General features: G+C 39.0%; 19 protein-coding genes and 1 riboswitch. Of the genes, 6 read left to right on the top strand and 13 right to left on the bottom strand.

The window, feature by feature from the left end; genetic code table 11:
* Position 1 precedes the first annotated feature (1 nt).
* The 10 genes from gltX to K345_RS0117020 form a co-directional block, all read right to left on the bottom strand.
* The gene (gene gltX / locus K345_RS0117065; RefSeq protein ID WP_028975193.1) at positions 2-1,489 is read right to left on the bottom strand and encodes a glutamate--tRNA ligase; all 1,488 of its coding nucleotides are present in this window, start codon (positions 1,487-1,489) and stop codon (positions 2-4) included.
* Between the two features lie 52 nt (positions 1,490-1,541).
* Complete coding sequence (locus tag K345_RS0117060) at positions 1,542-4,040, bottom strand: EAL domain-containing protein (RefSeq protein ID WP_037573033.1); 2,499 nt, start codon at positions 4,038-4,040, stop codon at positions 1,542-1,544.
* Positions 4,041-4,143: 103 nt separating this feature from the next.
* Positions 4,144-4,599, bottom strand: coding sequence for an OsmC family protein (locus K345_RS0117055; protein WP_028975191.1), 456 nt, complete (start codon positions 4,597-4,599; stop codon positions 4,144-4,146).
* A 55-nt stretch (positions 4,600-4,654) separates the two neighbouring features.
* Positions 4,655-6,145 (bottom strand): tripartite tricarboxylate transporter permease, encoded by a 1,491-nt coding sequence (locus tag K345_RS0117050; protein ID WP_028975190.1) that lies wholly within the window; start codon positions 6,143-6,145, stop codon positions 4,655-4,657.
* Between the two features lie 9 nt (positions 6,146-6,154).
* Positions 6,155-6,631 carry a tripartite tricarboxylate transporter TctB family protein gene (locus K345_RS0117045; protein ID WP_028975189.1) on the bottom strand — a complete coding sequence of 159 codons (477 nt, stop codon included), beginning with the start codon at positions 6,629-6,631 and terminating at the stop codon, positions 6,155-6,157.
* Between the two features lie 59 nt (positions 6,632-6,690).
* Entirely contained in the window at positions 6,691-7,635 is a 945-nt protein-coding gene (locus K345_RS0117040; RefSeq protein WP_083963843.1) for a tripartite tricarboxylate transporter substrate binding protein, read from the bottom strand.
* Positions 7,636-7,711: 76 nt separating this feature from the next.
* The gene (locus K345_RS0117035; RefSeq protein WP_028975187.1) at positions 7,712-9,259 is read right to left on the bottom strand and encodes a response regulator transcription factor; all 1,548 of its coding nucleotides are present in this window, start codon (positions 9,257-9,259) and stop codon (positions 7,712-7,714) included.
* Positions 9,252-10,775: a sensor histidine kinase gene (locus K345_RS22620; protein ID WP_028975186.1), complete on the bottom strand. Its 1,524-nt coding sequence runs from the start codon at positions 10,773-10,775 to the stop codon at positions 9,252-9,254. The genes K345_RS0117035 and K345_RS22620 overlap by 8 nt, the downstream gene beginning before the upstream one ends.
* A 283-nt stretch (positions 10,776-11,058) precedes the next feature.
* Complete coding sequence (locus K345_RS0117025) at positions 11,059-12,759, bottom strand: leucine-rich repeat domain-containing protein (RefSeq protein WP_156888456.1); 1,701 nt, start codon at positions 12,757-12,759, stop codon at positions 11,059-11,061.
* A gap of 149 nt (positions 12,760-12,908) precedes the next feature.
* Positions 12,909-15,056, bottom strand: a complete 2,148-nt coding sequence (locus tag K345_RS0117020) for a methyl-accepting chemotaxis protein (protein WP_245584637.1) — start codon at positions 15,054-15,056, stop codon at positions 12,909-12,911.
* A 191-nt stretch (positions 15,057-15,247) separates the two neighbouring features.
* On the opposite strand from K345_RS0117020, the gene K345_RS0117015 reads away from it, so the two are divergent.
* The 3 genes from K345_RS0117015 to K345_RS0117005 are packed head-to-tail and all read left to right on the top strand — an operon-like array spanning position 15,248 to position 17,438.
* Positions 15,248-15,769 (top strand): transglutaminase domain-containing protein, encoded by a 522-nt coding sequence (locus K345_RS0117015; protein ID WP_169714833.1) that lies wholly within the window; start codon positions 15,248-15,250, stop codon positions 15,767-15,769.
* A 25-nt stretch (positions 15,770-15,794) separates the two neighbouring features.
* Complete coding sequence (locus K345_RS0117010) at positions 15,795-16,796, top strand: alpha/beta hydrolase (RefSeq protein WP_053228429.1); 1,002 nt, start codon at positions 15,795-15,797, stop codon at positions 16,794-16,796.
* A 39-nt stretch (positions 16,797-16,835) separates the two neighbouring features.
* Positions 16,836-17,438 (top strand): hypothetical protein, encoded by a 603-nt coding sequence (locus K345_RS0117005; protein ID WP_028975181.1) that lies wholly within the window; start codon positions 16,836-16,838, stop codon positions 17,436-17,438.
* A 61-nt stretch (positions 17,439-17,499) separates the two neighbouring features.
* Here K345_RS0117005 and K345_RS0117000 read toward each other — a convergent pair whose 3' ends face one another.
* Genes K345_RS0117000 through K345_RS21640 form a run of 3 tightly spaced genes read right to left on the bottom strand, consistent with a single transcriptional unit; the run spans position 17,500 to position 20,781 of the window.
* Positions 17,500-18,807 carry an ABC transporter substrate-binding protein gene (locus K345_RS0117000; RefSeq protein ID WP_028975180.1) on the bottom strand — a complete coding sequence of 436 codons (1,308 nt, stop codon included), beginning with the start codon at positions 18,805-18,807 and terminating at the stop codon, positions 17,500-17,502.
* 20 nt (positions 18,808-18,827) lie between these two features.
* A complete protein-coding gene (locus K345_RS0116995; protein ID WP_028975179.1) occupies positions 18,828-19,658 on the bottom strand; it encodes a carbohydrate ABC transporter permease in 831 nt (276 codons plus the stop codon).
* Positions 19,651-20,781 carry a carbohydrate ABC transporter permease gene (locus tag K345_RS21640; protein WP_053228428.1) on the bottom strand — a complete coding sequence of 377 codons (1,131 nt, stop codon included), beginning with the start codon at positions 20,779-20,781 and terminating at the stop codon, positions 19,651-19,653. The genes K345_RS0116995 and K345_RS21640 overlap by 8 nt, the downstream gene beginning before the upstream one ends.
* Before the next feature lie 134 nt (positions 20,782-20,915).
* Positions 20,916-21,004, top strand: a riboswitch (ZMP/ZTP riboswitch).
* Between the two features lie 20 nt (positions 21,005-21,024).
* Between K345_RS21640 and K345_RS0116985 the strand changes: the two genes are divergently transcribed.
* The 3 genes from K345_RS0116985 to K345_RS0116975 all read left to right on the top strand — a co-directional run bounded on the left by K345_RS0116985 (position 21,025) and on the right by K345_RS0116975 (position 25,474).
* Positions 21,025-22,266, top strand: coding sequence for a serine hydroxymethyltransferase (locus K345_RS0116985; protein WP_028975178.1), 1,242 nt, complete (start codon positions 21,025-21,027; stop codon positions 22,264-22,266).
* Positions 22,267-22,343: 77 nt separating this feature from the next.
* Positions 22,344-22,850, top strand: coding sequence for a chemotaxis protein CheD (locus tag K345_RS21635; RefSeq protein ID WP_169714832.1), 507 nt, complete (start codon positions 22,344-22,346; stop codon positions 22,848-22,850).
* On the top strand, positions 22,850-25,474 hold the full coding sequence (locus K345_RS0116975; RefSeq protein WP_028975177.1) for a PAS domain S-box protein: 2,625 nt from the start codon (positions 22,850-22,852) through the stop codon (positions 25,472-25,474). Before K345_RS21635 ends, K345_RS0116975 begins: the two co-directional genes overlap by 1 nt.

Genomic DNA, 25,474 nt, shown 5'->3' with positions numbered 1-25,474 from the left:
TTTAGTTATCTCCATTTTCATTATCTTGTAAAAATTTTAGCGCCCCATCAATCCGTTTCATAGTCACATCAGAACCAATGAGCATCATGCTTTCAAAAAGCGGAGGGGATTGTTTGGTACCTGTTACTGCTACACGGACAGGCATCATTAAGTTGCCCAGCTTCCACCCTTTGGCTTCGGCCAGATCATGAAATACCTGTTCATTTTCCTCTACTGATCGCTTCTCGAATCCTGCCAAAGCTTCCTTTGCTGATTGAAGGATCGTGATGACCTCAGAAACTTCAACCTTTTTGGGTAATAGATCTTCTATGGTCCAAGTGTTGACATCAGTCAAAATGAATTTCAAAAGGTTTACAGAATCAGATAATAACTTCATCCTTTCATGGATCAAAGGGATACAGGAGTCTATCAACTGATCTTCAGTAGAAGTAACAGGATTACTGACCATACCTGCCTTTTGTAGATAAGGCATAATCAGGGGTTTAACTTCTGACTCTGGTGTTTTTCGTATGTACTGTCCGTTAAACCAATCCAGTTTTTTATAATCAAAAACCCCAGGGGCTTTGTTTATTTTATCTATTGTAAATAGTTGTTCCAGGTCTTCTTTTGAAAAGAACTCTCTACTGTCATCATAAGACCATCCCACCAAGTCAACATAATTGATAATGGCTTCAGGAAGATATCCCCCTTCTCTGAATTGAATGAGAGAGGTGGCCCCATGCCGTTTAGACAGCTTTTGACCATCTTTACCCATAACCATAGGAAGATGACAGAATTGAGGAGCCTCCCATCCAAAAGCCTTGTATAACAAAACGTGAAGTGGACCAGAGGGAATCCACTCCTGAGCTCTTAGGACATGAGTTATTTTCATATGATGGTCATCAATGATATTAGCCAGGTGATAAGTAGGCAGACCATCAGATTTCATGATCACCGGATCGGGACTGATGTCTTCATTTTTCCGTTTAATGGTTCCCATGATCAAATCATCAAAATGAGTCTTGCCTTCAAGAGGTATCTTAAATCGGATGACATGTTCTTCACCCTCTTCGATTCTTTTTTTTGCTTCTCCAGGATCTAAATCACGACAATGTCGATCATAGCCTTGAATCTTGCTTTTTGCTTTCTTCTGTTCTTCCCTCACCTGATCCAAACGTTCTGCACTACAGAAACAAGGATAAGCATGGCCCTCTTCAATAAGCTGATCACAATACTTTTTATATAGATCAGAACGTTGGGATTGAATATAAGGACCATAGGGACCGCCCACATCTGGACCTTCATCCCAATGAATGTCTAACCACTCAAAAGTATCATATAGATCCTGTAAGGCCTCCTCACTAAACCTTTGCTGATCCGTATCTTCAATACGAAGAATAAATTGCCCGCCCTGGGCTCTGGCAAAGAAATAATTAAATAAAGCAGTTCTTACACCACCGATATGCTGCTTGCCCGTTGGACTAGGGGCATAACGTACTCGTACACTCATAGGTTTACCTTCCATAGGGGAGGATTATAGCTGTCAATGGGTGTCTTGTAAATTACCTCACCAAGAACTTTGATGACCAAAGGTCATAATCAAAGCTCATAAGAAGTTCATCTAATTGTTCTGTGCTTATTGGTTTACTTATGAGATACCCCTGGATTTCATGGCAGCCCGTATCATCAAGGAAGGCAAGTTGCTCCCACCGTTCGACCCCTTCTGCTACGACCTTAAGATTTAATAGATGACTCAAGTGCAATATGGTTTCCACTATACCCGAATGCTGTTCCACATCAGGAAGAGAATCTATAAAAGATTTGTCAATTTTGAGAACATCCAAGGGGTAATCCTTTAGATAGGCTAAGGAAGAATATCCCGTACCAAAATCATCCATGGCAATGCTGATTCCCATAGCTCGGAATTTATCAATCACATTAGTAGATTGACTTAAGTGATTCATGGCAACAGTCTCTGTGATTTCCAGTTCCAGCAGAGAAGGAGATAGTTGAGATAATTTTAATGCCTGTTTAACAGTATCAAACAAAGAAGGATCACTGAATTGAACACCTGACACATTGATAGCTACAGAAATAGGATAAGCTAAAGTTTTATTAAGATCAGCAATATCCTGGCAGGCCTTAAAAAGAACATGGGTTCCGATAGGAATGATCAACCCTGTATCTTCCGCAATAGGAACGAATTCTTCGGGTGAGAACAACCCTTCTTCAGATTCCCATCGAATCAAGGCTTCCACTCCTGTAATACGACGATGATTCAGGTTTAGTTTAGGTTGATAAAGGATATGGATTTCTCCTTTATTAAGACTATCCCGCAGGAGCAATTCCCTTTGGATTCTGGATTTTATGGGATTACTGAAACGATCTTCATAATAGGTGATCTGTCCCATTCTATGGGTTTTACCTCGATGAAGAGCCAGATAGGCACGATCTACAACCTCCAGCAAGCTAGCTCCATCTTCGGGATACAAAGCCACTCCCATAGATAATCTCACAACCAACTGGTTAAAATCGGGAATCACCAAAGGCTCTTTAAATGCGTTAATGATAGAATCCCAGAACTCTCTTGAAAGTTCTGGGTCAACAGGATTCCAATAGACGATACAAAATTCATCCCCCTCCAGTCGGGCAATAAACAGATTATGTCCATATTCGAATTCTCTCAACTTATCCACCACAGTTCTTAATATCTTATCACCAGCATAATAACCAAAAGCATCATTGTAGTTTTTAAACTGATCAATATCCACGATGGCTAATTGAAAAGGCCTTAAGAGATCCTGCTTAAGATATTCCTCCACATATTCCAGGAGAAAACGTCGGTTAGGAAGATCAGTCAGGGAGTCATGCTTCGCCTGATAGATAGCAACACTCTCTAATTCTCTTTCTTTAGTGACATCCTCAATAACGCCCACCCAATTCTTGAGAACACCTTGTTGATCCAAAATCGGTTGAAGTCTGGTATGCTGGATGTACTCACTACCATCTTTACGATGACCTACGAGATCTTTCTGCCATTGTCCCTCAACTTTCAATATTTCATTAATCTGGTCCTGAGGAGGATGGCTATCATTTATTTTCCAGAAAGGTAGATCAAAAAAATTACAGCTCAATAGATTATCAATACCCAGGATTTGACAAAAAGCCCTGTTGGTTTTTAGAATATTATAATTCTTATCGGTGATCACAATACCCTCTCTGGCATTTTCTACAAGGGATTGGGAAAGGGTCAATTCTTCTGTTTTCTTGCGAACCTGATAACGGAGAATAAATAAAAATCCAAAAAAGATACTGAGAGCTATGCCCAGAGAACTAGCAAAAAACACCACCAGCCAAAACAATTGTTTTCTGGAGGAGGCAGAGAAAGAAAACCATTTATCCCATAGATCATAATAATAACTGTTCGTATCCGTTTTTAGTTCTTTATATCGATCCATGATTCTATCAAGATCACTCTTAAAAGGATTGTTTATATTAGTAACAGGATAACCAGCGACAGGGGAAAAAACAGTTGCTGTGGGAGAAATTCCATTCCTTCTTATATTTATAACATTAGAACAGACGCCCCCATAAATATCTTGATTCTTAACAGCCTCCATAAGTTTAGCAAAGCTGGAGTAGTATCTAAAGTCACATGGGATGTCAAAGTCTTTTATGAATTTCCTAAAATTCACACCATTACTATCCCCTGCCACCAGTCCAATAGATTGACTACTTAAGGAATGCAGGTCTTTATAGTCAGCACCATCGGAAACAAAAAGCTGCCCCCATCCCGAATAAGCGGGAGTATCCGGATAATAGAGCAACTTCTCCCGTTCAGGAGTCTTCATCATGGTTGTAAATAGATCAATATCACCGATAAGAAGTTCTTTATAAAGTTGGGGGAAGATGCCTACTTCAATACGATAGGGAATCCCCAAGTCAGACATAATATGTTCAAACAGTTCTACAAAGAAACCAGTCGGCTTGCCTTCGTCATCTACATAAGTCATGGGAGCAGCATCAGGAACAATTCCGTACACAATGGGATCACTGTTCACATTCATCGAGGGAAGACATAAGAAAAGCAGCAACAAATATACCGGTATTCTTCTCATATTCATGAGTATACCGGGTAAATGGGGCTAAGGGGGAATAACTTTTTTAAAAAATTACCAAAACTTCTGATTTGATAGTATTAGCAATATAACACTGGTCATGAGCTCTATGGTGAAGATCTTCTAATTGTGATTTTTGAGGAGACTCTCCTCTGTATCGGATCTTAGGTTCCAGCTTAATACGGGATATCCAGGGAATACCCTTTTCATTCTTTTCCATAAAACCAAGGGCCTTATCTTCGTAGGATTCAATATCCCAACCATCGTTCCCTGCAAGGAAAAGAAAAGTAAGCATATGACAACTGGATACAGAAGCCACCAGGGCTTCTTCTGGGTCCAGGGCATCTTCTGCAGAAAAAGGAAGACGAACAACATGAGGCGAAGAAGAGGCTTTAACAGTAATCCCTCCATCAAAGGCCCAAGAATGGGCTCGAGAGTATCGTCCCGTATGAAATTTGTTTTCTGTGTCAGTCCAATGTATAAAAGCTTTATACTCTGCCATATAAGTTTCCTTAAAATGTTCTCAACCCTGATGTTACAGGATTGAGAACATTATGTTAACCTGCTTTATTGGCTGCTGCTTTTCTCTTAACACGAATAGATGTTACGAGTGAAAAGACAGCTAAAACAATGAAGGCAACAGTAATAGGTCTTGTATAAAGGAAACGCCAACTCCCTTCATACATAAGAATGGCTTTCCGCAAATTAGTCTCAGCCATAGGTCCCAGAATCAAAGCCAGAACAATAGGAGATTGGGGGATTTCCACCTTCACCATTAGATAACCAATGATACCAAACAGGATAGTAACCAACACATCAAACATATTGTTATTGATGGCAAAGGAACCAACAATGGAGAGAATAAGAATCATAGGAACTATCAATGTTTTAGGAATGTCCACAATGCGAGAAAAGAAGCGAATACAAGTCAAACCAATGATAAGCATCAAAATATTCCCTACAATCATAGAGCTAAACAAGCCATATACAATCTCAGGATTATTCTTGAACAACATAGGGCCGGGAGAAATACCTTGAATTATCAAAGCACCCAGAAGAATGGCGGCTACAGCATCACCGGGAACCCCCAAGGTAAGCAAGGGCACCAGGGCTCCCCCTGTTACCCCGTTATTTCCTGCTTCAGGAGCAGCAATTCCCGGGAGGTGACCTGTACCAAATTTTTCTGGTTCCTTTGAACTTCTTTTGGCTTCATTGTAGGCAATAAAGGCAGCAATATCTGCGCCTGCCCCAGGGATAGCGCCGATAAAGGTACCCATAAGTGCAGACTTAATGATAGTGGGAAGGTTGGAAACAACATCCTTCATGGACACAATCTGCCTATTAGCCACAGGGGACTTTTCCTTCTTATTAAGGATGATATCTTCTAATTGAACAAGGGCTTCTGCCACAGCAAATAAACCGATTAATACAGGAATGATAGAGAGCCCGTTAAGCATTTGTATATTACCAAAAGTAAAACGGGGAAAGCTGGTAACAGGATCCATTCCCATAGTGGCTAAAAACAATCCAAAGAAACCTGCAATAAAACCTTTAAGAACATTTTTAGAAGATATGGAAGCAATAATGGTCAGACCAAATATAGCTAACATAAAATATTCGGGCGCACTGAATCTCAAGGCAAACTTAGCCAAGAGAGGAGACAAAGAGATGAGCATGATAGTACTAATCATACCACCGGAAAAACTGGCAATAGCGGACATACTCAAAGCTTGACCCGCTTTGCCCTTCTTCACCAATGCATTACCATCAGCTACAGTCGCAGCCGCAGCAGGAGTACCAGGAGTTCTCAAAAGAATAGCCGCAATAGAGCCCCCGTAAATGGCACCGATATAGATACCCACCAGCATAACCAAAGCCGCCGTAGGACTCATACCAAAGGTAAAAGGAAGAAGGATAGCCACTCCCATAGTAGCTGTTAAGCCAGGAAGAGATCCAATGATAATTCCCCCTGTTACACCAATAACAAGAAGGGGAAATATACTAAGGGAAAAAACAGATTGAAATCCCTGTAATAGTAGATGAAACATAATTAACTCCTAAAATCCTACAAAACCTGTTGGTAATTGAACAAGGAATAAGAATCGAAAGATAAAATACACTACTCCAACAAAAATAGGAGCACTTATATAATAGCTGACTTTTTTAACGCCAATGACGAACAGAATGGCAGTAAAGAGCAAAGTTGAAGTGATACAAAATCCTGTAACCCTGACAAGAAAATAATAGACCATCAGGAAGGCCATAATTATTAAAGGATTTTTTAACTTACTAAGGTGAAAAATATCTTTGGCAACCTGATTCTCCCCTGCAGAATCAGCCAGATAAACCTTTGCACTGGATATGATCAATGCAATAGACAATACACTTAAAACGACAGACACAAGACGAGGGAAGAAAGCAGCTCCCAGATAATTGTCTGATATCAGAGTTTGTTTGAATGTAAAGGACATAGCAAAGACGAATATTCCTAATATTAAGAATAAACCACCAACCACAATATTAATCTTTTTCATGAAGCTTCCTATTTAATTGATACGAACAGACTCCGGCCTAAGCCAGAGTCTATAGAAAATTATTTAAGTTTAGAAACGATCTCTTGAATGGTATCAGTATCAGCCTTGATGTACTGAGCGAAAGCAGCGCTATCAAGATCATAGATACCTAACTTGGCATTCTTCATAAAGGCAACAAAATCAGGATCAGCTACGGCTTTAGCAAAAGCTTCCTCTAATCCTGTTCGAATAGATTCAGGAGTTCCCTTAGGAACAGCAATACCTCTCCAGGTTCCTGAAACAACATCATAACCAAGTTCTCTAAAGGTAGGGACTTCAGGCATAGAATCAATTCTTTCAGGTGCCATAATAGCTACTGGTCGTAATTGGTCACCCTGGATCTGAGAAATCAATTCTCCTGGGCTGGCAATAGTAAAGTCAGTATGTCCACCAATAACAGAAGGAATAGCTTCCCCTGCTCCATTAAAAGGAATCTGGTTAAACTTAATATTTTGGTTGTTTTCCAAAGCTAAAATGTAAAAATTTGGTTTAGCTGTACTGGCGAACTTGATGCTACCTGGGTTCTTTTTGGCAGCGTCTATGATCTGATCTATGTTAGCGTAGGAAGAATCTGATTTAACGGCCAATAGAGCAGGATCAAGGTTAACGAGTCTAACCAAATCAAAATCGTCAGGAGAAATCTGAGCCAATCCCATTAATGGTAGAGAAACTATTTCCCGGGTAATCATAGTGATGGTATAACCATCGGGAGTAGCGGTTGCACCAGCCGTCATTCCTACAGCCCCGGAACCACCTGTTTTATTCAATACAACAACAGATTGTCCTAGATACTTCTCAGCTGATTTAGCCAAAGCTCTCGCAACAGCATCTGTACCGCCACCAGCAGAAAAAGGAACTATGAGGTTAATGCTTTTGGTAGGGTAAGATCCCTCTTGAGAACCTTCAGCAACAAGAATTCCCGTAAAAAAAGTCAAGACACATAGAATGGACAAAAATCTTTTCACATTCAACTCCTATATTTATTTAGTCTAAACAGAGGCTAACTCTAGTATGAAGAAGCTGTCCATGATGCAATTTTACTTAATCTGTCACTTTTTTACCTAAAGACAATAGATATTGTTTTGGACTCATACCTTTGACTCTTTTGAAAACGCGGCAGAAGGTCTCCGGTTGGGGAATTCCCACAAGAACGGCTAATTCGGATATCCTCAGATTATGAGCATTCATTATGGATACAGCAGATTTGATGCGGATTTCCGCCAAATACTGGGCAAACCCTCCCCCTACTTCTTTCTTAAAAAGACGACTTAAATAACTGGGATTGAGTTCAAAATGTTCTGCAACGCCCCCTAAGGTGAGAGCTTCTTTATAATGTTCCTTGATGTATTGAACGATATCTCCTACTAATCGATTCGGTAAGGAGGTGGTTGTCTTATAGAAATCAATGATTTTGTCAACAGTTCTATTGAATTGCTTAATATCCCAGTCATTGATCTGTCGTTGAGACTGATAGAACATATCAAGTAAATGGGAATTATCACTAAACCCAAGGGCTTCTAAAGAAGCTTTGATATGGGAGGCTGTGCTGTGAAAATAAGACCTGATCTGTGAAGGGGAGAACCAACCAAAAGTATAGGGATCCAACTTAATCTTGTCTAAAATAGCAATGGATTCCTCTGTAGTAGCCAGAATCAATTGCTGAGATAGCTTCTTCACATCAGGAAGACTAACAGGGCTTGCCTTAATTTGTAGTCGAGGGGGACTTATAATACTACCCTGACCTCGTACAGTGTACCAATCCAAACAAGAGCTGCCCTCTTCTATTGTCTGCCGAATCTGGCTTATATCAGAATATTTATTTTGAAAACCTATGGAGAGACTTCCTCCATAGGAAGAAATCCCGTCAGACCACAAGCTCCCCACAAAGGACCAGAAGCTATCCAGTTCCCGCCAGGACAAGGGCTTTTTTGTAACATAAAAAAAAGTCACATCCTGATTATGCTGAATGGTATATAAGGAAGGAATTTGATAGGCTATGTCCTCAATAAGTTGATAAAGATAGGCCCCATCAATATCCTGTTCAACATGGATTCTTCCTTTTGCCGTATAAATACGGCCTCCTTCTTTAAAACTGGGGATTTCCATGACCTGGCAGACATCGCTCTCCTTTACCTTCTCCTCTCTTAAAAGAGAAGCTAAAAAATCCCTTTGATAGAGCCTTTCTTTCTGAGTATCAGAACTATCCTGTGCCTTTTGACGATCTCGATAGTTATTAATAATGCGACTTACTTCATCCTGGCTTATTTGATGTTTTAAAAGGTAATCCAGACAGCCTATCTGAAAAGCTTTCTTCACTAGCTTAAAATCATCATAAGCACTAAGAACGATAAAATGACTGTCTATCTTTTGTTGATGAGCTTCACGAATCAACTCCAATCCATCCATCTTAGGCATTTTGATGTCTGTAATAACAAGACCAAAGTTGCTTTGTGATAGCCGTGATAGAGCATCCTCACCATTAATGGCTTCTTCCGGTTCATCAAAACCTAAGGACTTCCAATCTATGATCTCCTTTATCGCCTTACGATAAAGAGGTTCATCATCAACTATCAATAATCGATCATTCATGGGTACTCCTGAGAATAGGTAAGGTAATAAGAATCTTCGTTCCCTGCTCTTTTTGACTTGTAACCGTTAATCCATAGGACAAGCCAAAGTTGATTTTGATTCTTTCATCAATATTGCTTAAACCCAAATGGGTTCTGGAGAAGTTGTCTTTTACAGGGAGGCTAAGATCCCTATGGCTGATATCCATACCCGTGCCATTGTCCTCCACCTCCAGATATAAAACATCACTTTGAATATAGGCTCTGATATAAATAAAAGCTTCTTTTCCCTCTTGATTAAGGTATTCATTGATTCCATGTTGTATGGCATTTTCCAACAAAGGTTGAAGGATCTGGCTCGGAATGTACATTTTATATACTTCCGGGTCTATCTCTTTGACAACACTTATTCTGTCAAAATAACGGAATTGCATAATATTGATATAGTCGTCAAGCATATCCAGCTCCTCATAGACCGTGATCTGATGACCGGTCATGTTGATGGTTTTTCGCAGGAGCTGGGAGAGACTTTTAATAACAGCACCTATTCTTGGTTGTTGCTCTATCAGAGCCGCCATCTGTATGGAACCTAATGTGTTATAGAGAAAATGAGGGTTAATTTGATACTGAAGAGCCTTAAGACGGGCTTCCTGCTTCTCCTTTTCGATCTCCAAATTCTGTTCATAGAGACTACTAATCTTTTGGCACATCTCATACACACCATGTTGTATCAGGGCTATCTCGTCAAAATGCGGGTCTATTGCCGGTTTGGGAGAAACCAATAAATAATCCATCTGACCAATATCATTCATGGTTTGAACTAACTGTTTTATTGGTGCTGAAGTTTTACCCAGGAAGAACAATGTGCCTGTAAAAGTCAGAATATACAGAATAAAAGATATACCGCAGAGGGCAAAAATCCTCTGTTCCAGGAGGGGGGGAATTTCATTATTAATGACATTCAGAATATCTGTGAATTCATTACGCGTCATAAAAAAGACTGCTGTATTAGCTAGAAAACTTCTATAGACCAGACGCTCCTCAAAACTTAAGTCCCCTTCCAGGCTCAGAACTTTAATATTTTCATACAAACTAGGGTTACCACTGGCTAATATAACATCAAATAATTGCTGTCTATCGGATAGGCTGTTCAGTATTTGCTGGGCATTATAGATACGCTTTTTGGAAAAACGCCATATATAATCAGCATGGATCAGTTCACGAGTCAGTTCCGGAGAGAGAGTCTTAGCACGGGGATGATTATATAAATCCTGAAAAGACTGGTCCAAATTCTTGGTCTTCACCAACCAGTCCTCTCTAAGTTTATTGAGATAGCTAATAGAATCTAATTGAAAATATAAAATATCATCATTTATGAGGGACAGCTCATTCCATGCAGTCCTCACTTTCCATGTCTGAAGGGATAGATCCTTAAAATCCAAGATGACTGAAACAAAATAGATGGAAAGGAGAGAAATAAATGTAAATGCCCCGGCAGAGGTAATGGCTACCCTATATAAACTCTGTATTATCTTCATGATTTAACCTCAAAGAGCAAAGTCTTTTGAGCAAGCATTCTACAATTAGTTCCAGTTTTTTAAAATCATGGAATAACAACTTCAGTAAGGAAAATAGGGTAAAAATGACAATTGCCTCAGGGAAATACCCCTTTCCAAAGCATCAAAGTGCTGTTAGAAGGGTTTTCTAAGAACTTTAGAAGGGCCTTCTAAAAGTTTTAGCTGGGCCTTCTAAAAAAGTTAGAAGGCCCTTCTAACGTTCGAATAAGCAGGAAAACTAGTCAGAAAGAAGTAGTAAAGAATCCTAATGTTCAATAATACATCGTGGATATTTAGCCTTTAAGGAAGCTACAAGCTTGGAAGGGATAGGATTACCTTTTAGGTTCAGAACCTTAAGATGTTTCATTACAGGTTCCAAGCCTTCGAGACTAGAGATTCTATTCTGGCTAACGTTCAAATACATAAGTTTGGGACAGTCCACAAGACAATCAGGGATTAGGGTTAGTGAGTTCTCTGCTAAGTCTAAATAACGAAGTTCTTGTTGATGTGCCAAATTAACAGAAAAGAAATCTTCATTGTTCAAGCCATTACCGAATAAAGTAAGAGAGCGGATATGACTCATTCGTTTTAAATGGTTGAGTTGTTTTTTGAGCATAGTGGAATTGTCAACTTCTGCCATATCTCCAAGATGGACATTGTACACTTTTTCAGGATCAGCTTTTGTAATGTCATTCCATTGTGCTGGATATAGCATCTGACTGGCAAAGTAAGGCAGGGGATGGGTATTTATTTTAAAAGCCTTAGCTCCCTGTTTCTTGATCTTAGCATATAAGCTCTCAATTTTGTCTAGGATCTGTCCTGCTTGATGGGCTATCTTCTTATCTTTATAGATAAGAGCAATAGGATATTGACGACGGCTAAAATTTATATCCATATCCTCCAGCTTGGATAAAAGTTGATTCATTTCTTCCTTCTTTCTTTTCATTCCGAAAGGAAATTTGGTAACAAAACTGAAGGACTCATGAAAACTTGCATAATTTCTGAGACGCCATGTATCTTTTTCAGCCTGGGAATCTTCCTTTTGATCGCTAAAAGCTTTGATCTCTTGACGCAAGTAAGCTAGAAAATGGGGAAATAACTTTATAATTTCTTCATAGAGAGCCTTATATAGCTGATCATCCCCTTTTAGCTTAAGTAAATTAAGTTTAAGAATATAATTATCTGTAGAATGGGGCTTATCCTTTATCTTAGCCTCAACAGCCTGTATTTTGTCATTCAATGAGTTATGAACCTCTTCTTTGCGTCCTAGACTGTTCAGTATTTCAATTCTTAACATAAAGTTATCAATGTTATGGGAAGATGGTTCTACAAGCTTATTGATATAGCTGAGAGCTTCTTCTTCTCGACCTAAGGCCATGAGGACTTTTGCACAATCCCTATAAATGATATAGCCAGGATATTTTGATGGATGACTTATAAGGCTTTCTATAAAGGGATTGAACTCTTCCAATTTCGTTAGATATTTTTCATATTCTCCAGCATGATAGTAGTTATTCAATAGAGAGGCTAAGAATAGAATACGATCACTAATTTGATAATTTTTAGTAAGCTCTTTTTCAGAGACCAGTTTGAGATATTCCTCCCGATGGAGAGATAACTCTTTATGAAACTCAGAATATGATGAAAAGATTTGCTTATAGCTTCCAGGGGCATACGAAGAAAAGAAACTCTCTTCAGCCATAACCATTGCATTAAGATTTAGGATTAGGTCTTCAAGGATATTTTCCTTCTTTGGACTTATTTCTAATTGACGTAATGTAAGTTCATAATATTCTTTTAAGTACCCAGCGGAGTCATAAAGAGAGGCTAGACGATTTAAGATATCCAGGGACTGTGGTTCATTCTCTAATAGGATTTCATATATCTTACGAGTACTACGATACATACCTTTTCGGTAGTATTGTTCAGCCGCTTGTATGAGGAAGTTTAATTCTTCGGAAGTCATTAGGGGATCCTTTTTGATAATTTTTATATAGATTCTTTTTCCAAATCTAGAATACAGAGCCCATTGTATCTCATTATTATCGAAAAACAAGATCCCATATTGGCCACAAAACTGGACTCCCACGAGTCCAGTTTTGTATAAAAGAATATCTATTCTGTCTTAAACGAGTCCATCTCCTCTTGTAACTCATCCGTACTTTGGTTGAGTTCCAGAGTAATCTGCTGCACATTGGTCATAGCTTCGGCGATCTCACTGCTACCCTGTTGGATCTCAGCCATACCCGAGGCGACCTGTGATGATATACCATAAGCAGAATGGGTAGAATTATTAATAAGCTCTATAGCTTCTTCCATTTCTGAGGCATCTTGACTGACACCTCTGGCCATTCTATCTAAACTCGTGTTGGATTGAGCGATAACATGTCCCCCTGAGGATAATTGGGAAGTGGCTTCTTCCACTTCACCTAGCGCTTTGATAATAGCTTGCACTTCATTCCTTAAGAAGGTAAAATTCTCTTCACTACGCTTTGATGCAGAATTCGCCAAGTTCACTTTGCCAATGATATCCTTAATGGACTGACTAATGTTCTTGGAATTATTTTGGGATGTAGCAGCTAAATTACGGATTTCCTCTGCGACAACAGCAAAACCTCGTCCTGCATCCCCTGCATGGGCGGCTTCGATAGCGGCATTCATGGAGAGAAGATTCGTCTGGGCAGCAATATTGCTGATCACCTTGGACATATCTGATATTTGTCCTGCCAACTCTGCCACTTCATGATTGGATTTGGCTGCTTCCTTGATAATAACATCATTACTTTCAATCTGGGCTGTTAAGGTGGAAGTCACTTCTTTACGATCCATGATTAATTGATCCACATGAGCTAACTGACTACGCATTTGCTCTATAGGAACTTGTGCCTCCTCTACAGCTTTAACCTGATCATAAGATTTCTCCTTGAGAGCCAAGATAGAACTTTTAATCTGATTCATACTGGAAGATATGCTTTGGATCTCCAGATTCAGATTATTAATCTGTTGATTTATGGACTTTACATTCCCACTGATTTGTACTGCAGAGGATGCCGTTTCCTCCCCATTAGCCACAAGATCATTCTTATGTTCAATGACCGCCTGTGTTGTCGCTTTAATGGTAAGAACCATATCTTTTAGTTTTTGGACGAAAAGATTAAATCCTTCTCCTAGCTGGCCCACTTCGTCTTTTGTCGTCACAGGAACTGAGACATTCAGATTCCCGTCCCCTTCTCCAATATCTCTGATGTGTTTTCCCATGACAACAATGGGTTTTACAATTCGTCCAGTGATGATGCGTATCAACAGGAGCATGACCACAATAGTGATGACCAGAAGTAAGACCGTAGTTCCTAAAGTGGCATAAACGGCACTATAAGCTTCCTGATCCGGAACGAGGAAACCGAAAACATATCCCGTAATCAATAAGGAATAATAGCCTGTATAGGAATCACCATCGATTCTTATATCACTGACCCTATGAGTTCCCGATGTTTGTAGATCTTTTGAAAAAGTATTCCACCAACTTAAAGAGTCCACCTTCTTCGCGACTATGGATTTATCAGGATAGTAGAGAACTTGATTGTCCTGAGGGTCTATCAGGAAGGGAAGAGAATGAGAAGTTAGTGTTAATTCTGAAAACAGATTCTTAACGAAGTCCAATGTCCAGTCAGCTGTAATCACTCCCACCGTTTGCCCAGAATAGTTTTGAATACTTCGTCCCATGGTAATAAAGGTTTGATCCAGGACTTCATCATAATAGGGTGTTGTGTAGATATACTGATCATCTGGACTTGCTAAAGACAACTGATACCAGTCTAAAGAGGGAAAGTTATAATCAGGGTCCTCATAATCATAGGTCAATTGAACTTGTCCTGCATCACGATAAACGTAAGGCCCAACATAAGTCTCTGCTCCTAAACTTTGTGGCTCATACCATACACCAAATCCATAAGCGGATTGTTCATGGTCCATTGTAGAGAGAAGAAACTCATCTAGGTCCTTACGATAAACACTATCAGATGCTTGTTGATTCCTTTCATAAATCACCCGTGCGCCTGCAGCTAAGGAGTCCCCATCAGCTTGCATTAGCTTTAATGAACTATTAATTTTGTTTACATATTCCGTACATTTTTCCATCAAATTTTGATTGGTTTGTTTTTTTACCTCTGTTCCCACTAATCGATTTGTTAAGTATCCATTGATTGTTAACAATACAAGCAATGTACAACCTACATACACAACCAGCTTCATTCGAATGCCCATAGGTTTCACAGAGTCCTCCATAGTGTAAGATTTGAATAATTCCAGTAAAGAGTATATTGACGCAAATGTTTAAGTAAGCATTAGTTGGTGAATAAACTTCTAAAGAATTGTACACAATTAATATACAGAAATATAATATTTAGTTCAAATACCTCTGGCACTACCATTGCTATAGAACTAAACTTTATCTCGTGAGTATAAAGCTGATTATTATGTTCATATTTGTTTTATCCAACTCTTCTTGCCAATATCCTGTGGCCTTGCTTTATGATCACCTGCCGGACCCTTTATTGAAGTACGATGATTCTCTACCAGACAGGATTCCCGAATTCAAGACCATTAAGGAAGCGCTTCACTGGGTTCATACGAATATTGAATATCAACAGGATAAGGATGATGATGTTTATTCAGAAGAGGACTGGAAAATCCCTAAAAGAACTTTAGCTGATGGCTATGGAGATTGTGAAGATATGGCGGCTTTATTAATTGCTATTGTACGTAAGCAATTTGCCATAGAAATGGAGCTTTGCATTTTAAAACCCAAGGAAGAAGGAAAACCCTACCATGCAAGCCCACGGTATAAGGATTTCTATTATGATCCGACCTCTGATGATACCTATCCTTTCCCAGATGGATATCATACTTATAACTATTATATGACCCTTCCCTGGAACTATTACATTTTACTTGCAGATAACTTTGATTTTTATTGAATCCATGAATAATATAAGATGAAACATGAGAGTCAAATTATCTTCCCTAAATAAAGAACTGCGTCCCTACTATTGGTTTTACAAACTTAGTGCTGTTGCCTTATCCCTCCCATGGATGGTGAAGCTTCTCAACTGGGAAGCCAAGCTTTTGAAGGGCCGCAAGATTAAAGGATTAGAATGCCGTACTGTTTATATCCCCCTTCCCCATAGAACAAAGAGATTACGACTCAGGATATTTAAACCTAAAGGGTCAAGCCAGTCCTCCCTTCCAGGAATGTTGTACCTTCACGGAGGAGGATACCTAACTAGTTTACCAGAACTTAGTCTGGGTATCATGAAACGTTTTATAGAGACAGAGCCCTGTATCATTGTTGCTCCCGATTATAGTAAATCCCTGGATTCACCTTATCCATCAGCCCTTAAGGACTGTTATTCTGCTCTACTTTGGATGAGGGATAACAGCCAATCCTTAAATATGTACTCCAATGACTATATTCTGGCAGGACATAGTGCAGGAGGGGGGCTGACGGCAGCCTTAAGTCTTAAGTTACGTGACACACAAGATTTAAGAGTAGCCTTTCAGATGCCCATTTATCCGATGATAGATGATAGACAAATGACAAAATCTTCACAAAACAATAATGCCCCTGTTTGGAACACCAGGAATAATAAGATTGCCTGGAGAATCTACTTAAGAGATATGGGAAAGGAAAAACAAATACCCATTTACGCGGCACCAGCCAGAGCAACAGATTATAGGAATCTTCCCCCAACGATTACCTTTGTAGGAGATCAAGAACCTTTTTTAGATGAGACAAGGGACTATGTTCATAATCTGGATAAAGGGGGAGTACCCACTGCATTTAAGATCTTTGAAGGATGTTTTCATAGTTTTGAAACCCTGGCACCAAAGATTCCTATAAGCAGGGAGGCATGGGACTTTCTACTATCCCACTACAAAATGTACATGGACCAATATGTAAAAAAACAATTAGAAAGACAAACTTCTGTTGATTTAACTAAATAGATCTATAGACTTTGTGGATATTAGTTAAAGGAAGTGTATATGAAAAGAAAAGTGTGGTTCCTATTAATCGCCATTATGTGGAGTGGGTTGATCCTTAGTTGTGATAATGGCTTTACATCAGTAGAAACAATCGACAATGAAGACTCAAGATCCCAAGTGAGCAAGAATGTTCAAAAAACGGACTATGTGACCTATAGAGATTACATCGGAGATGATTCCACCATTTTTGATGAAATCTATGATGGTTATTATAAGTATAACTATTCAGATTCCGATGGCTATAGTGGAACATTAGCTAGTTATGATTTTGATGTGATAAAAGCTCCTTATATAGAAGGTAGTTATAGGGTATTTGAACTTAGAGTTTATTATTCAGGCACAGTATATAAACAAATACCTCCCCAAACAAAAGAGGTTGAAGCCATAGATTATGTAACCTATAGAGATTACATCGGAGATGATTCCACCATTTTTTATGAAATCTATGATGGTTATTATAAGTATAACTATTCAGATTCCGATGGCTATAGTGGAACATTAGCTAGTTATGATTTTGATGTGATAAAAGCTCCTTATATAGAAGGTAGTTATAGGGTATTTGAACTTAAAGTTTATTATTCAGGCACAGTGTATACGGAGTAACTGAATGGATGAGAATAGACCTCCTTTGAGGTCTATTCCCTCATATGATTAATGAGACGGACTAAAGTTTAGCATCCTCATAGACTTCATTTGCATCCTTGTCTAAGCTAGAAAGAGTTGACTTGATGTCAGCTCCATCCATAATGGCATTAAAGGCACCAGAGACTAAATCTCGGACTTCATCATATCCGGCATAGGGTGGTTCTGCGGTCAGTTCAGCAGAGTTTAAGATATCAAAGGCATCCTTATAACGCGGATTTTCAACAAAATAATCACTTAATTCGGATGCAACAGACTTTCTAACAGGAAAGTAATTAGAGGCTCTAACCCAATAGGCCTGTTCTTCCTTTCCTGTAAGGTATTTGATGAATATCCAGGCGGCTAATTGCTTTTCCGGTGTTGATTTAGGAATAGAAAGGGAAGCCCCATAAACGTTCATTACAGGCTTATTGCCATTAGTAGGAAGAGGAGCGACACTCCATTCGAAAGGTTTATCCGAACCATTGACAGCATTGGCATAGTAGGGCATCCCCGAAGTAGATCCAATAGTAAACATACAGATGGAGTTAGCAAAATCAGTTTGTTCCCCATATTGTTGGACGATCTTACGGACAGCTCCCGCATCATAGAGTTTTTTCATCATCTCCATAGCAGCGGTCATTTCGGGAGAATCGTATTTATACCCCCCTCCTTTGATTTCCAACTGTCCCCCTCTACTAACAATTTGACTGAACACATTAGACGCTCCTGTAGCAAGGGCATATCCGTATTGATCGCCTTTGGTGGCAGCCATACACATCTGAGCAAATTCTTCCCAAGTCTTGGGAGCATGGTCATATCCTAATTCTTTTAACCAGGTTTTATTGTAATAAAGCACTTCCATGGATCTGTTAGGGGGAAAACCAAGTCTTTGCCCATCAAACATGGCATTCACATCAGAATTCAAAAATCCACTAAAAAAGTCCTCTTTCTCAGTGCCTAAACCCCATTTTGAATCAGTTACATAAGGATTTAGATCCACAAGAGCATCACTGACTTGATAGGCTGCTGCTTGATTTTGATAAGCCACAACCAGATTGGGCGTGCTATTACCTGCTATGGCCGTTATCATCTTATTGTATATTTCATCATAATTACCGGCATATTCACCTTGAACCGTAATTCCATATTCATTAGTTTCATTAAAGTCCTTAATAAGCTTCTGAATGGCATCCTCTCTACTTCGACTATGTTGATACCAGTAGGTGATCCTTGTCCCTGAAGGATCAACGTTTTCAATGGCTACCTGCTTGCTTTCATTCTGGCCACCAGCCATTACAGAGAAGCTTCCTAGTAAAGCGATTAGTATGAAGATCATACCTTTTTTCATCTCACATCTCCTTTTAATGTTTATTCTTTTATACCCGACTGGGTAATAGCTTCGGTAATATGTTTTTGAGTAATGATGTAAATGATCAGAATAGGGAGCAAAGCAATCAGAGCTCCGGCCATGCGGAATTGAGTCTCTGGACCTGCTTCTGACAAAAACTTTGCCAAGCCTACTGTGATAGGCCTTAATCTATCTGTCTGGGTAACAACCATGGGCCATTGTAAGGCCATCCATGAAGCATTGAAGGCCAAAAATGCGACGGTAAAAAGAGGGGCTTTCATAATGGGCAGGGCAATACTTAAAAAGACATTTAACTCACTTGCACCATCAATATGAGCGGAATCGATTAATGAGTCAGGAATTTGACTGAAGAATTGCCTTAGAAGAAAGATATTGAAAGCACTACCCATAAAAGGGACTGTTAAAGCAGGTAACTTGTCAATCCATCCTAAAAAGGAAATCGTCAGAAAATTAGGAATGAGAAGAACTGTTTCGGGAATCATTAAAGTGATCAATATAACAGCGAAAATAATCTTCTTACCGGGAAACTCCATCTTGGCGAAGGCATAAGCGGCTAAGCTTGAGGACACTAAAGTACCCCCAACGGTTACAGCTCCAATAAGAAGACTATTGAGAAAATACCGTCCCATATTATCTTCATGGAAAACTGTTAAGAAATTATTCCATTGGGGACTCTTTGGCCAGAATCTGGGATCCCAGAAGAAAGGACTAACCCGGGTTACTGTTTCGGAATACGTTTTTAGACTATTAGCAAGCATATACAGGAAGGGAATAACAGCGATCAGAACACCTAGGGATAAAAGTATATAAAAAGATATTTTCTTAGCCACGGCGAGATTCCTTTCCTAACAAATTCTGTTGAAGTTTAGTGAGTCCAATCACAACTAAAAGCAATATCATGGATAAGGCAGCAGCATATCCAAAGCGGCTCTTTCTAAAGAAGGTAAAGAAAATATTTATACTCATAGTATCAATAGCAGAACGCACCCCCGGTCTTCTCAGTACATAGATATGATTGAAGGCCTTAAAGGTTCCGATTATGCCTAACATGGTTAAAAATAGGGTTACAGGTTTAACAAGAGGAATCATGATGTATCGAATCTTCTGAAAAAAAGAAGCACCATCCAGTTCAGCCGCTTCATACAGCTGTCTGGGAATCTGAACTAAGCCATTGGAATATATCAAGGTATAGTACCCTGTGAAGATCCACCAATTAAAAATCATCACAGTGATCAAGGCCAGACTGGGACCGGAAGCCCAGCTCTGCCAGTATCCTGACCAGCCTTCTGAAGTAGAGACACTCCACCCGAGGAGTAACTCAAAAATACCTTTTGTTTCTTGAAGCCATTGAAGCGGCTCTAGTCCAAATAAGGATAAAATCGTATTGGCAAATGATTCAGGCCGCAAACTAAAAATACGTTCAAAGACAGCAGCTGTTGCCACAGAAGGAACAATGTAAGGTAAAAGAAAGAAGACACGGAATATCTGCTTTCCCTTGAACCTTTGATCTAAGATCACAGCCAGTAAGAATCCAGCCCCGACTTGTACGGGAACGGTTCCTAAACTATACCAGAAGGTAACACGTAGACTGGCAAAGAAATCTTGATCACCCCATACAGAAAACAGACTAAAAAAAACAATAACGGCTATGACCGTCACTAGGTTTAAAACTCTTTTGGGAGTTGACCCTCTCTGTTCAGGGATCTTCTTATACCCTAAGTAAAGGGCGATGCCCACAAGAACTGCCAGTAATTGCAGCCAAATGGGGCCTAATGCCTGTAGATAGTTGTCCCAGTATATTAGTTTTACTGGTTTGATTCGCCATTTAAATAGGCTGACAAAAAGGGCAAAAAATAAGGGAAATACATAAAATATCCCTATTAAGGACACCGCTGGTCCTATAAAAAGGTAAGCTGTCAGGTGTTTTTTGTTAAGCTTCAATTTAATTCCCATCCTCCCGGTATTTTATCCATTTACTATTATTAAACTCCCAGCGTTATAGAATGTTCAACCCATGTTAGGATTTAATTAAATGTCGCGGTAAAATATTCTCACCTTGACTTGAGTCTTACTTCAGTTTATTCTTGACCCATCTGCATTACTGGCGCAGTAAGGGGACTTACCCCGAGGAAGTGCAGATAACAGTGTAATCATGCCGTGCGCCTGGGCTGCAATCTATCCAGGAGAAATCAATATATGAGTGTGTTATCACAGTTTGATCCCGAAGTCGCTTCCTATATAAAGGAAGAAGAGACTCGTCAACATGACAAGATTAGAATGATCGCTAGTGAAAACAGTGTATCAAAAGCAGTTATGGAAGCCACAGGAAGTATCCTAACGAATAAATACTCTGAAGGGTACACAGGTAAGCGCTATTATGAAGGTCAACAGGTTATCGATAAGATCGAAGACCTTGCCATAAGTAGAGCTAAAGAATTATTTGGTGCTGATCATGTTAATGTACAGCCCTATTCTGGCTCACCTGCTAACCTGGCGGTTTACCTGGCTTTTATCAAACCAGGAGATACCATCCTAGGTATGGCCCTACCCCATGGAGGTCACTTGACCCATGGTTCACGTGCCAGCATTTCAGGTAAGTACTTTAATGCCGTGTCCTATGAACTCGATGAAAATACTGGTCTAATTAGCTATGATCGTATTGAAGAATTGGCCCTTCAACATAAACCTAAAATCATAGTCGCTGGTCACTCTGCCTACCCTAGACAATTGGACTTTAAAAGATTCAGAGAGATCGCAGATAAAGTAGGAGCTATCTTATTTGTGGATATGGCCCACTTTGCCGGTTTAGTTGCAGGAGGAGCTCATCCTTCTCCCATTCCTTATGCAGATGTTGTTACCACAACAACTCATAAGACCTTAAGAGGTCCCAGAGGGGGAATGATTCTGTGTAAAGAAGAGTATGCAAAAGCCATTGATAAAGCTGTTTTCCCTGGTATTCAAGGGGGACCTCATAATCACACCACAGCAGGAATTGCAGTAGCTCTTAAAGAAGCATTATCACCTAAATTCAAAGATTATGCGGCACAGATTGTTAAGAACTCTCAGACCTTAGCCAAGGTTCTTATGGAAAAAGGATTCAAATTAGTAACAGATGGAACTGATAATCATTTAATACTAATTGATTTACGTAACAAAGATGTGACAGGAAAGCAGGCGGCTAAGGCTTTAGACCGAGCCGGTATTGTTTGTAACTATAACACAGTCCCCAAGGATGATAGAAAAGCTTTTGATCCATCCGGTATCAGAATGGGAACAGCTACTTTGACAACGAGAGGCTTTAAAGAGGAAGAGATGACTCAAGTGGCTCTTTGGATAGACAAAGTAGTGACCAACTGGGATAAAGAAGAGGTATTAGATCAGATAGCAAAGGAAGTCAAAGAGTTATGCAACAAGAAACCAGTACCTGAAATGTTCTAGTAACTGATATATTGTTGAATTAATAAAAAAGCAGTTCTTTCATGGCAAAGAGCTGCTTTCTTTTTTATAATAGTATTATGGTAGGTAAGGTAAATGTTCTTGGGGGTGAGATATATATCACCCATAATGATGAACTCATTCGCATTATATTAGGATCTTGTGTTTCTGTGATTCTTCATGATAACCAGACAGGAACATCAGGTATTAATCATTTTGTTTCCCCATTGGGAAATAGAGATGTACCTAACCCTTTAAGATATGGCAATTTATCGATACCTGAACTCATTAACAGATTTTCACAATCAGGATCCTCTTTATATAACATAGAGGCGAGAGTTTTTGGTGGATCTAATAGACCAGATATGAATGAATCACTTTGCGTTGGTCTAAAAAATGCTCAAATCGCTTTTCAACTTCTCAAAGAAAGGGGGATTACCGTTATCGAACAGGACACAGAAGGCTGTAAAGGTCGTGAACTCCTCTATCATACAGGAGAAGATAAATTAGAGTGGCGATACCTTAATACCTGTCTCATGCACTGTAAAACAGATACAGGCTGTCCGAATACTTCAAAGAATAGATAATGGAATTGTTTGATAAGGCCTCTATTATTTTAATCAAAATGGATATAACAGGCGTTATAACCTATTGTAATTCCTATGGTGAAGAGTTCTTTGGATATCAAAGAGGAGAATTACCAGGACAAAAATTAATAGATACGATTATACCAACAGGTTATGAGAAAATAATTCAAGATCTGATTGATCAGCCAGACCACTTCCAGATCAATGAAAATGAAAATATCTGCAAAGATGGACGTCATGTTTGGATTAGCTGGACGAACCAGGGGATTTATGAACAGGAAGAGCTTAAAGAAATTCTGAGCATAGGAAAAGACATAACCAACCATAAATATACCGAATCCCAACTATTAGAGGGCCGAGAGTTCTTCTATGGATTATTTGATAGTTTGGAGGATGGAGTATTTGTTGTTAGAATGGACAATGATCAAGTTATTCAAGCCAATCAATCCCTTATGGATTTGACCAATGTAAAAGGTAACAAAAAAAGCGTAAGCTTATCTCAGTTGGGATTAAGCAATGAATACCACCATTACAAGAATAATAACCAATCCAATAGAGAATATGTCATTCAGCTTTGGAATCATAGTAATAAAGACCGCTATGCGACTCTCCATCTGTCTAAGATTAATGTAAGAGGCCATACTTATTGTTTAGGTATGGTAAGAGATATAACAGAAACCAAAAACTATGAAAGTCGCATCAACTTTGCACAGGAAATCGCTCAGCTAGGAAGCTTTGAGTACGATTATTCAGATAATAAGGAGTTCTGGTCACTTCAGTTATATAAAATCTTAGGCTACCAACCTGAGGAAATAAAACCTTCCCTGGAAAATCTCAAAATACACTTACTACCAGAGGATCGTAAGAGACTGGAAGAGACAATTGACAGTTTAGACAGGAGTAATCCAAAAGCTTCACTTCGCGTGAAATTAAAGAATCAAAACAGATGGTGTCAAATACGGATACATCTCCGCTATGATGCAGAGCACCATTTCAATGCCTTGGTGGGTACCTTACAGGACATTACTAAAATTAAGTTTTATCAAGATTCTATTGAATGGCATCTACAATTAAATACAAGTCTTAGTAATATTATGGAAGAAATGTTAAATCCCCAGGCCACCCTGGAAGAACTCAACAAAATCACCTTGGAACAAATTCAAAGCCTAACAAAGAGTGAAGTGGCCATTATAGGATTGCTAGATGAAGAGTCTAATCTACAATTAACCATATTACAGACGATAGACCATAAGAACAAGATCATTAAACACCTCATAGAGTCTGGTGCGGAAGATCGCTTAAATACAATAATTGGCTATACAATTGATGAAGGTAAAAGGTTTTTAACTAATAATATTTCATCATGTTCTTTGGATTGGGGGATAGAGGAAGCCCGAGGGATATGTCACGGCCTAAGCATTCCTTTAACAGTTAATGAAAAGATTATTGGAATCATTGCTATTGGACAAAAAAAGAACGATTATGACCATCAATACCAAGTGGCTCTAAATCGGTTCTGTAAACTTTATTCATTGATCAAATCGAGAATTGAGGCCCAAGATAACCTGATCAGAAGTGAAGATCGTTATAAAGAACTGGTGGAAAACTCGAGTGATTGGATATGGGAAGTTGATCGGGAAGGTAAGTATACTTATGTCAGCAAAGGCTGTTATAACATACTAGGGTATACACCGGAAGAATTAACAGGACAATCCATATATATGCATATGCCTCATAATGAAGTAACAAGAATCAGAAGGCAACTTCTCGATATTGTTATTCAGAAGAAAGAAATGACCAGTTTTGAAAATATTAACAAACACAAGAACAATTATCTCGTCACCTTAGAAACAAATGGGATACCAATGTTTGATAGCAATAATCATTTAATAGGATACCGTGGTATCAGCCGTGATGTAACTATTCGTAAGGAGGTAGAAAAAACAAAAGATGATATGGAACGACTAATGAGACATGACTTACGTACGCCCTTGAATAGTCTTATTGGTTTTCCTCAAATATTAAATAAATCCACTAATCTGACAGAAAAACAACGTAAAATGGTTAGTTCCATCGAAATCGCGGCGAAGAAGATGATGGACATGATAAACCTGTACCTGGATTTATCAAAAATAGAGTCTGGAACTTTTAATCGACAAAAAACAAAGATTAATCTTACGGAACAGCTTGTGTATGTCATAAATGATTTAAAAGATTTAGCTGATCAAAAGGAAATACCACTACTAACAACCATTAATGGTCTACCCTTGGGAGAACCTACCCCCATATACTTGAATGGGGAAGCCTCCCTTGTCTATGCGTCCTTATCCAATATTCTAAAGAATGCCATAGAAGCATCACCAGAACAAAAGCCTGTTATGATTAATATTCAATGGGAAGCGAAGATTGTTGGGATTAACTTTATTAATTATGGAATTGTCCCCAAAGAACTAAGAGAGAACTTTTTTGACAAGTATGTAACCCAAGGAAAGGAAAAAGGAACAGGACTGGGAACTTACAGTGCGAAGTTATTGATAGAAAATACAGGTGGTTCCATTAAAATGGAAACAAGTGATGATAGGACAATGACAACAATAAGTGTCAAATATCCTACCATTCCCTAA

The organism is Spirochaeta cellobiosiphila DSM 17781 (genome assembly GCF_000426705.1).
GTDB lineage: Bacteria > Spirochaetota > Spirochaetia > DSM-17781 > DSM-17781 > Spirochaeta_E > Spirochaeta_E cellobiosiphila.
The sequence above is the reverse complement of the archived record's forward strand: the minus strand, read 5'-3'. Positions and strand labels throughout refer to the sequence as shown.

Bases quoted from the DNA above. Each gene is read 5' to 3' on its own strand.
- gltX (WP_028975193.1), bottom strand. From the start codon at position 1,489: ATGAGTGTACGAGTACGTTATGCCCCTAGTCCAACGGGCAAGCAGCAT.
- K345_RS0117055 (WP_028975191.1), bottom strand. From the start codon at position 4,599: ATGGCAGAGTATAAAGCTTTTATACATTGGACTGACACAGAAAACAAA.
- K345_RS0117050 (WP_028975190.1), bottom strand. From the start codon at position 6,145: ATGTTTCATCTACTATTACAGGGATTTCAATCTGTTTTTTCCCTTAGT.
- K345_RS0117045 (WP_028975189.1), bottom strand. From the start codon at position 6,631: ATGAAAAAGATTAATATTGTGGTTGGTGGTTTATTCTTAATATTAGGA.
- K345_RS0117035 (WP_028975187.1), bottom strand. From the start codon at position 9,259: ATGAATGATCGATTATTGATAGTTGATGATGAACCTCTTTATCGTAAG.
- K345_RS22620 (WP_028975186.1), bottom strand. From the start codon at position 10,775: ATGAAGATAATACAGAGTTTATATAGGGTAGCCATTACCTCTGCCGGG.
- K345_RS0117025 (WP_156888456.1), bottom strand. From the start codon at position 12,759: ATGACTTCCGAAGAATTAAACTTCCTCATACAAGCGGCTGAACAATAC.
- K345_RS0117020 (WP_245584637.1), bottom strand. From the start codon at position 15,056: ATGGGCATTCGAATGAAGCTGGTTGTGTATGTAGGTTGTACATTGCTT.
- K345_RS0117010 (WP_053228429.1), top strand. From the start codon at position 15,795: ATGAGAGTCAAATTATCTTCCCTAAATAAAGAACTGCGTCCCTACTAT.
- K345_RS0117005 (WP_028975181.1), top strand. From the start codon at position 16,836: ATGAAAAGAAAAGTGTGGTTCCTATTAATCGCCATTATGTGGAGTGGG.
- K345_RS0117000 (WP_028975180.1), bottom strand. From the start codon at position 18,807: ATGAAAAAAGGTATGATCTTCATACTAATCGCTTTACTAGGAAGCTTC.
- K345_RS21640 (WP_053228428.1), bottom strand. From the start codon at position 20,781: ATGGGAATTAAATTGAAGCTTAACAAAAAACACCTGACAGCTTACCTT.
- K345_RS0116985 (WP_028975178.1), top strand. From the start codon at position 21,025: ATGAGTGTGTTATCACAGTTTGATCCCGAAGTCGCTTCCTATATAAAG.
- K345_RS21635 (WP_169714832.1), top strand. From the start codon at position 22,344: ATGGTAGGTAAGGTAAATGTTCTTGGGGGTGAGATATATATCACCCAT.
- K345_RS0116975 (WP_028975177.1), top strand. From the start codon at position 22,850: ATGGAATTGTTTGATAAGGCCTCTATTATTTTAATCAAAATGGATATA.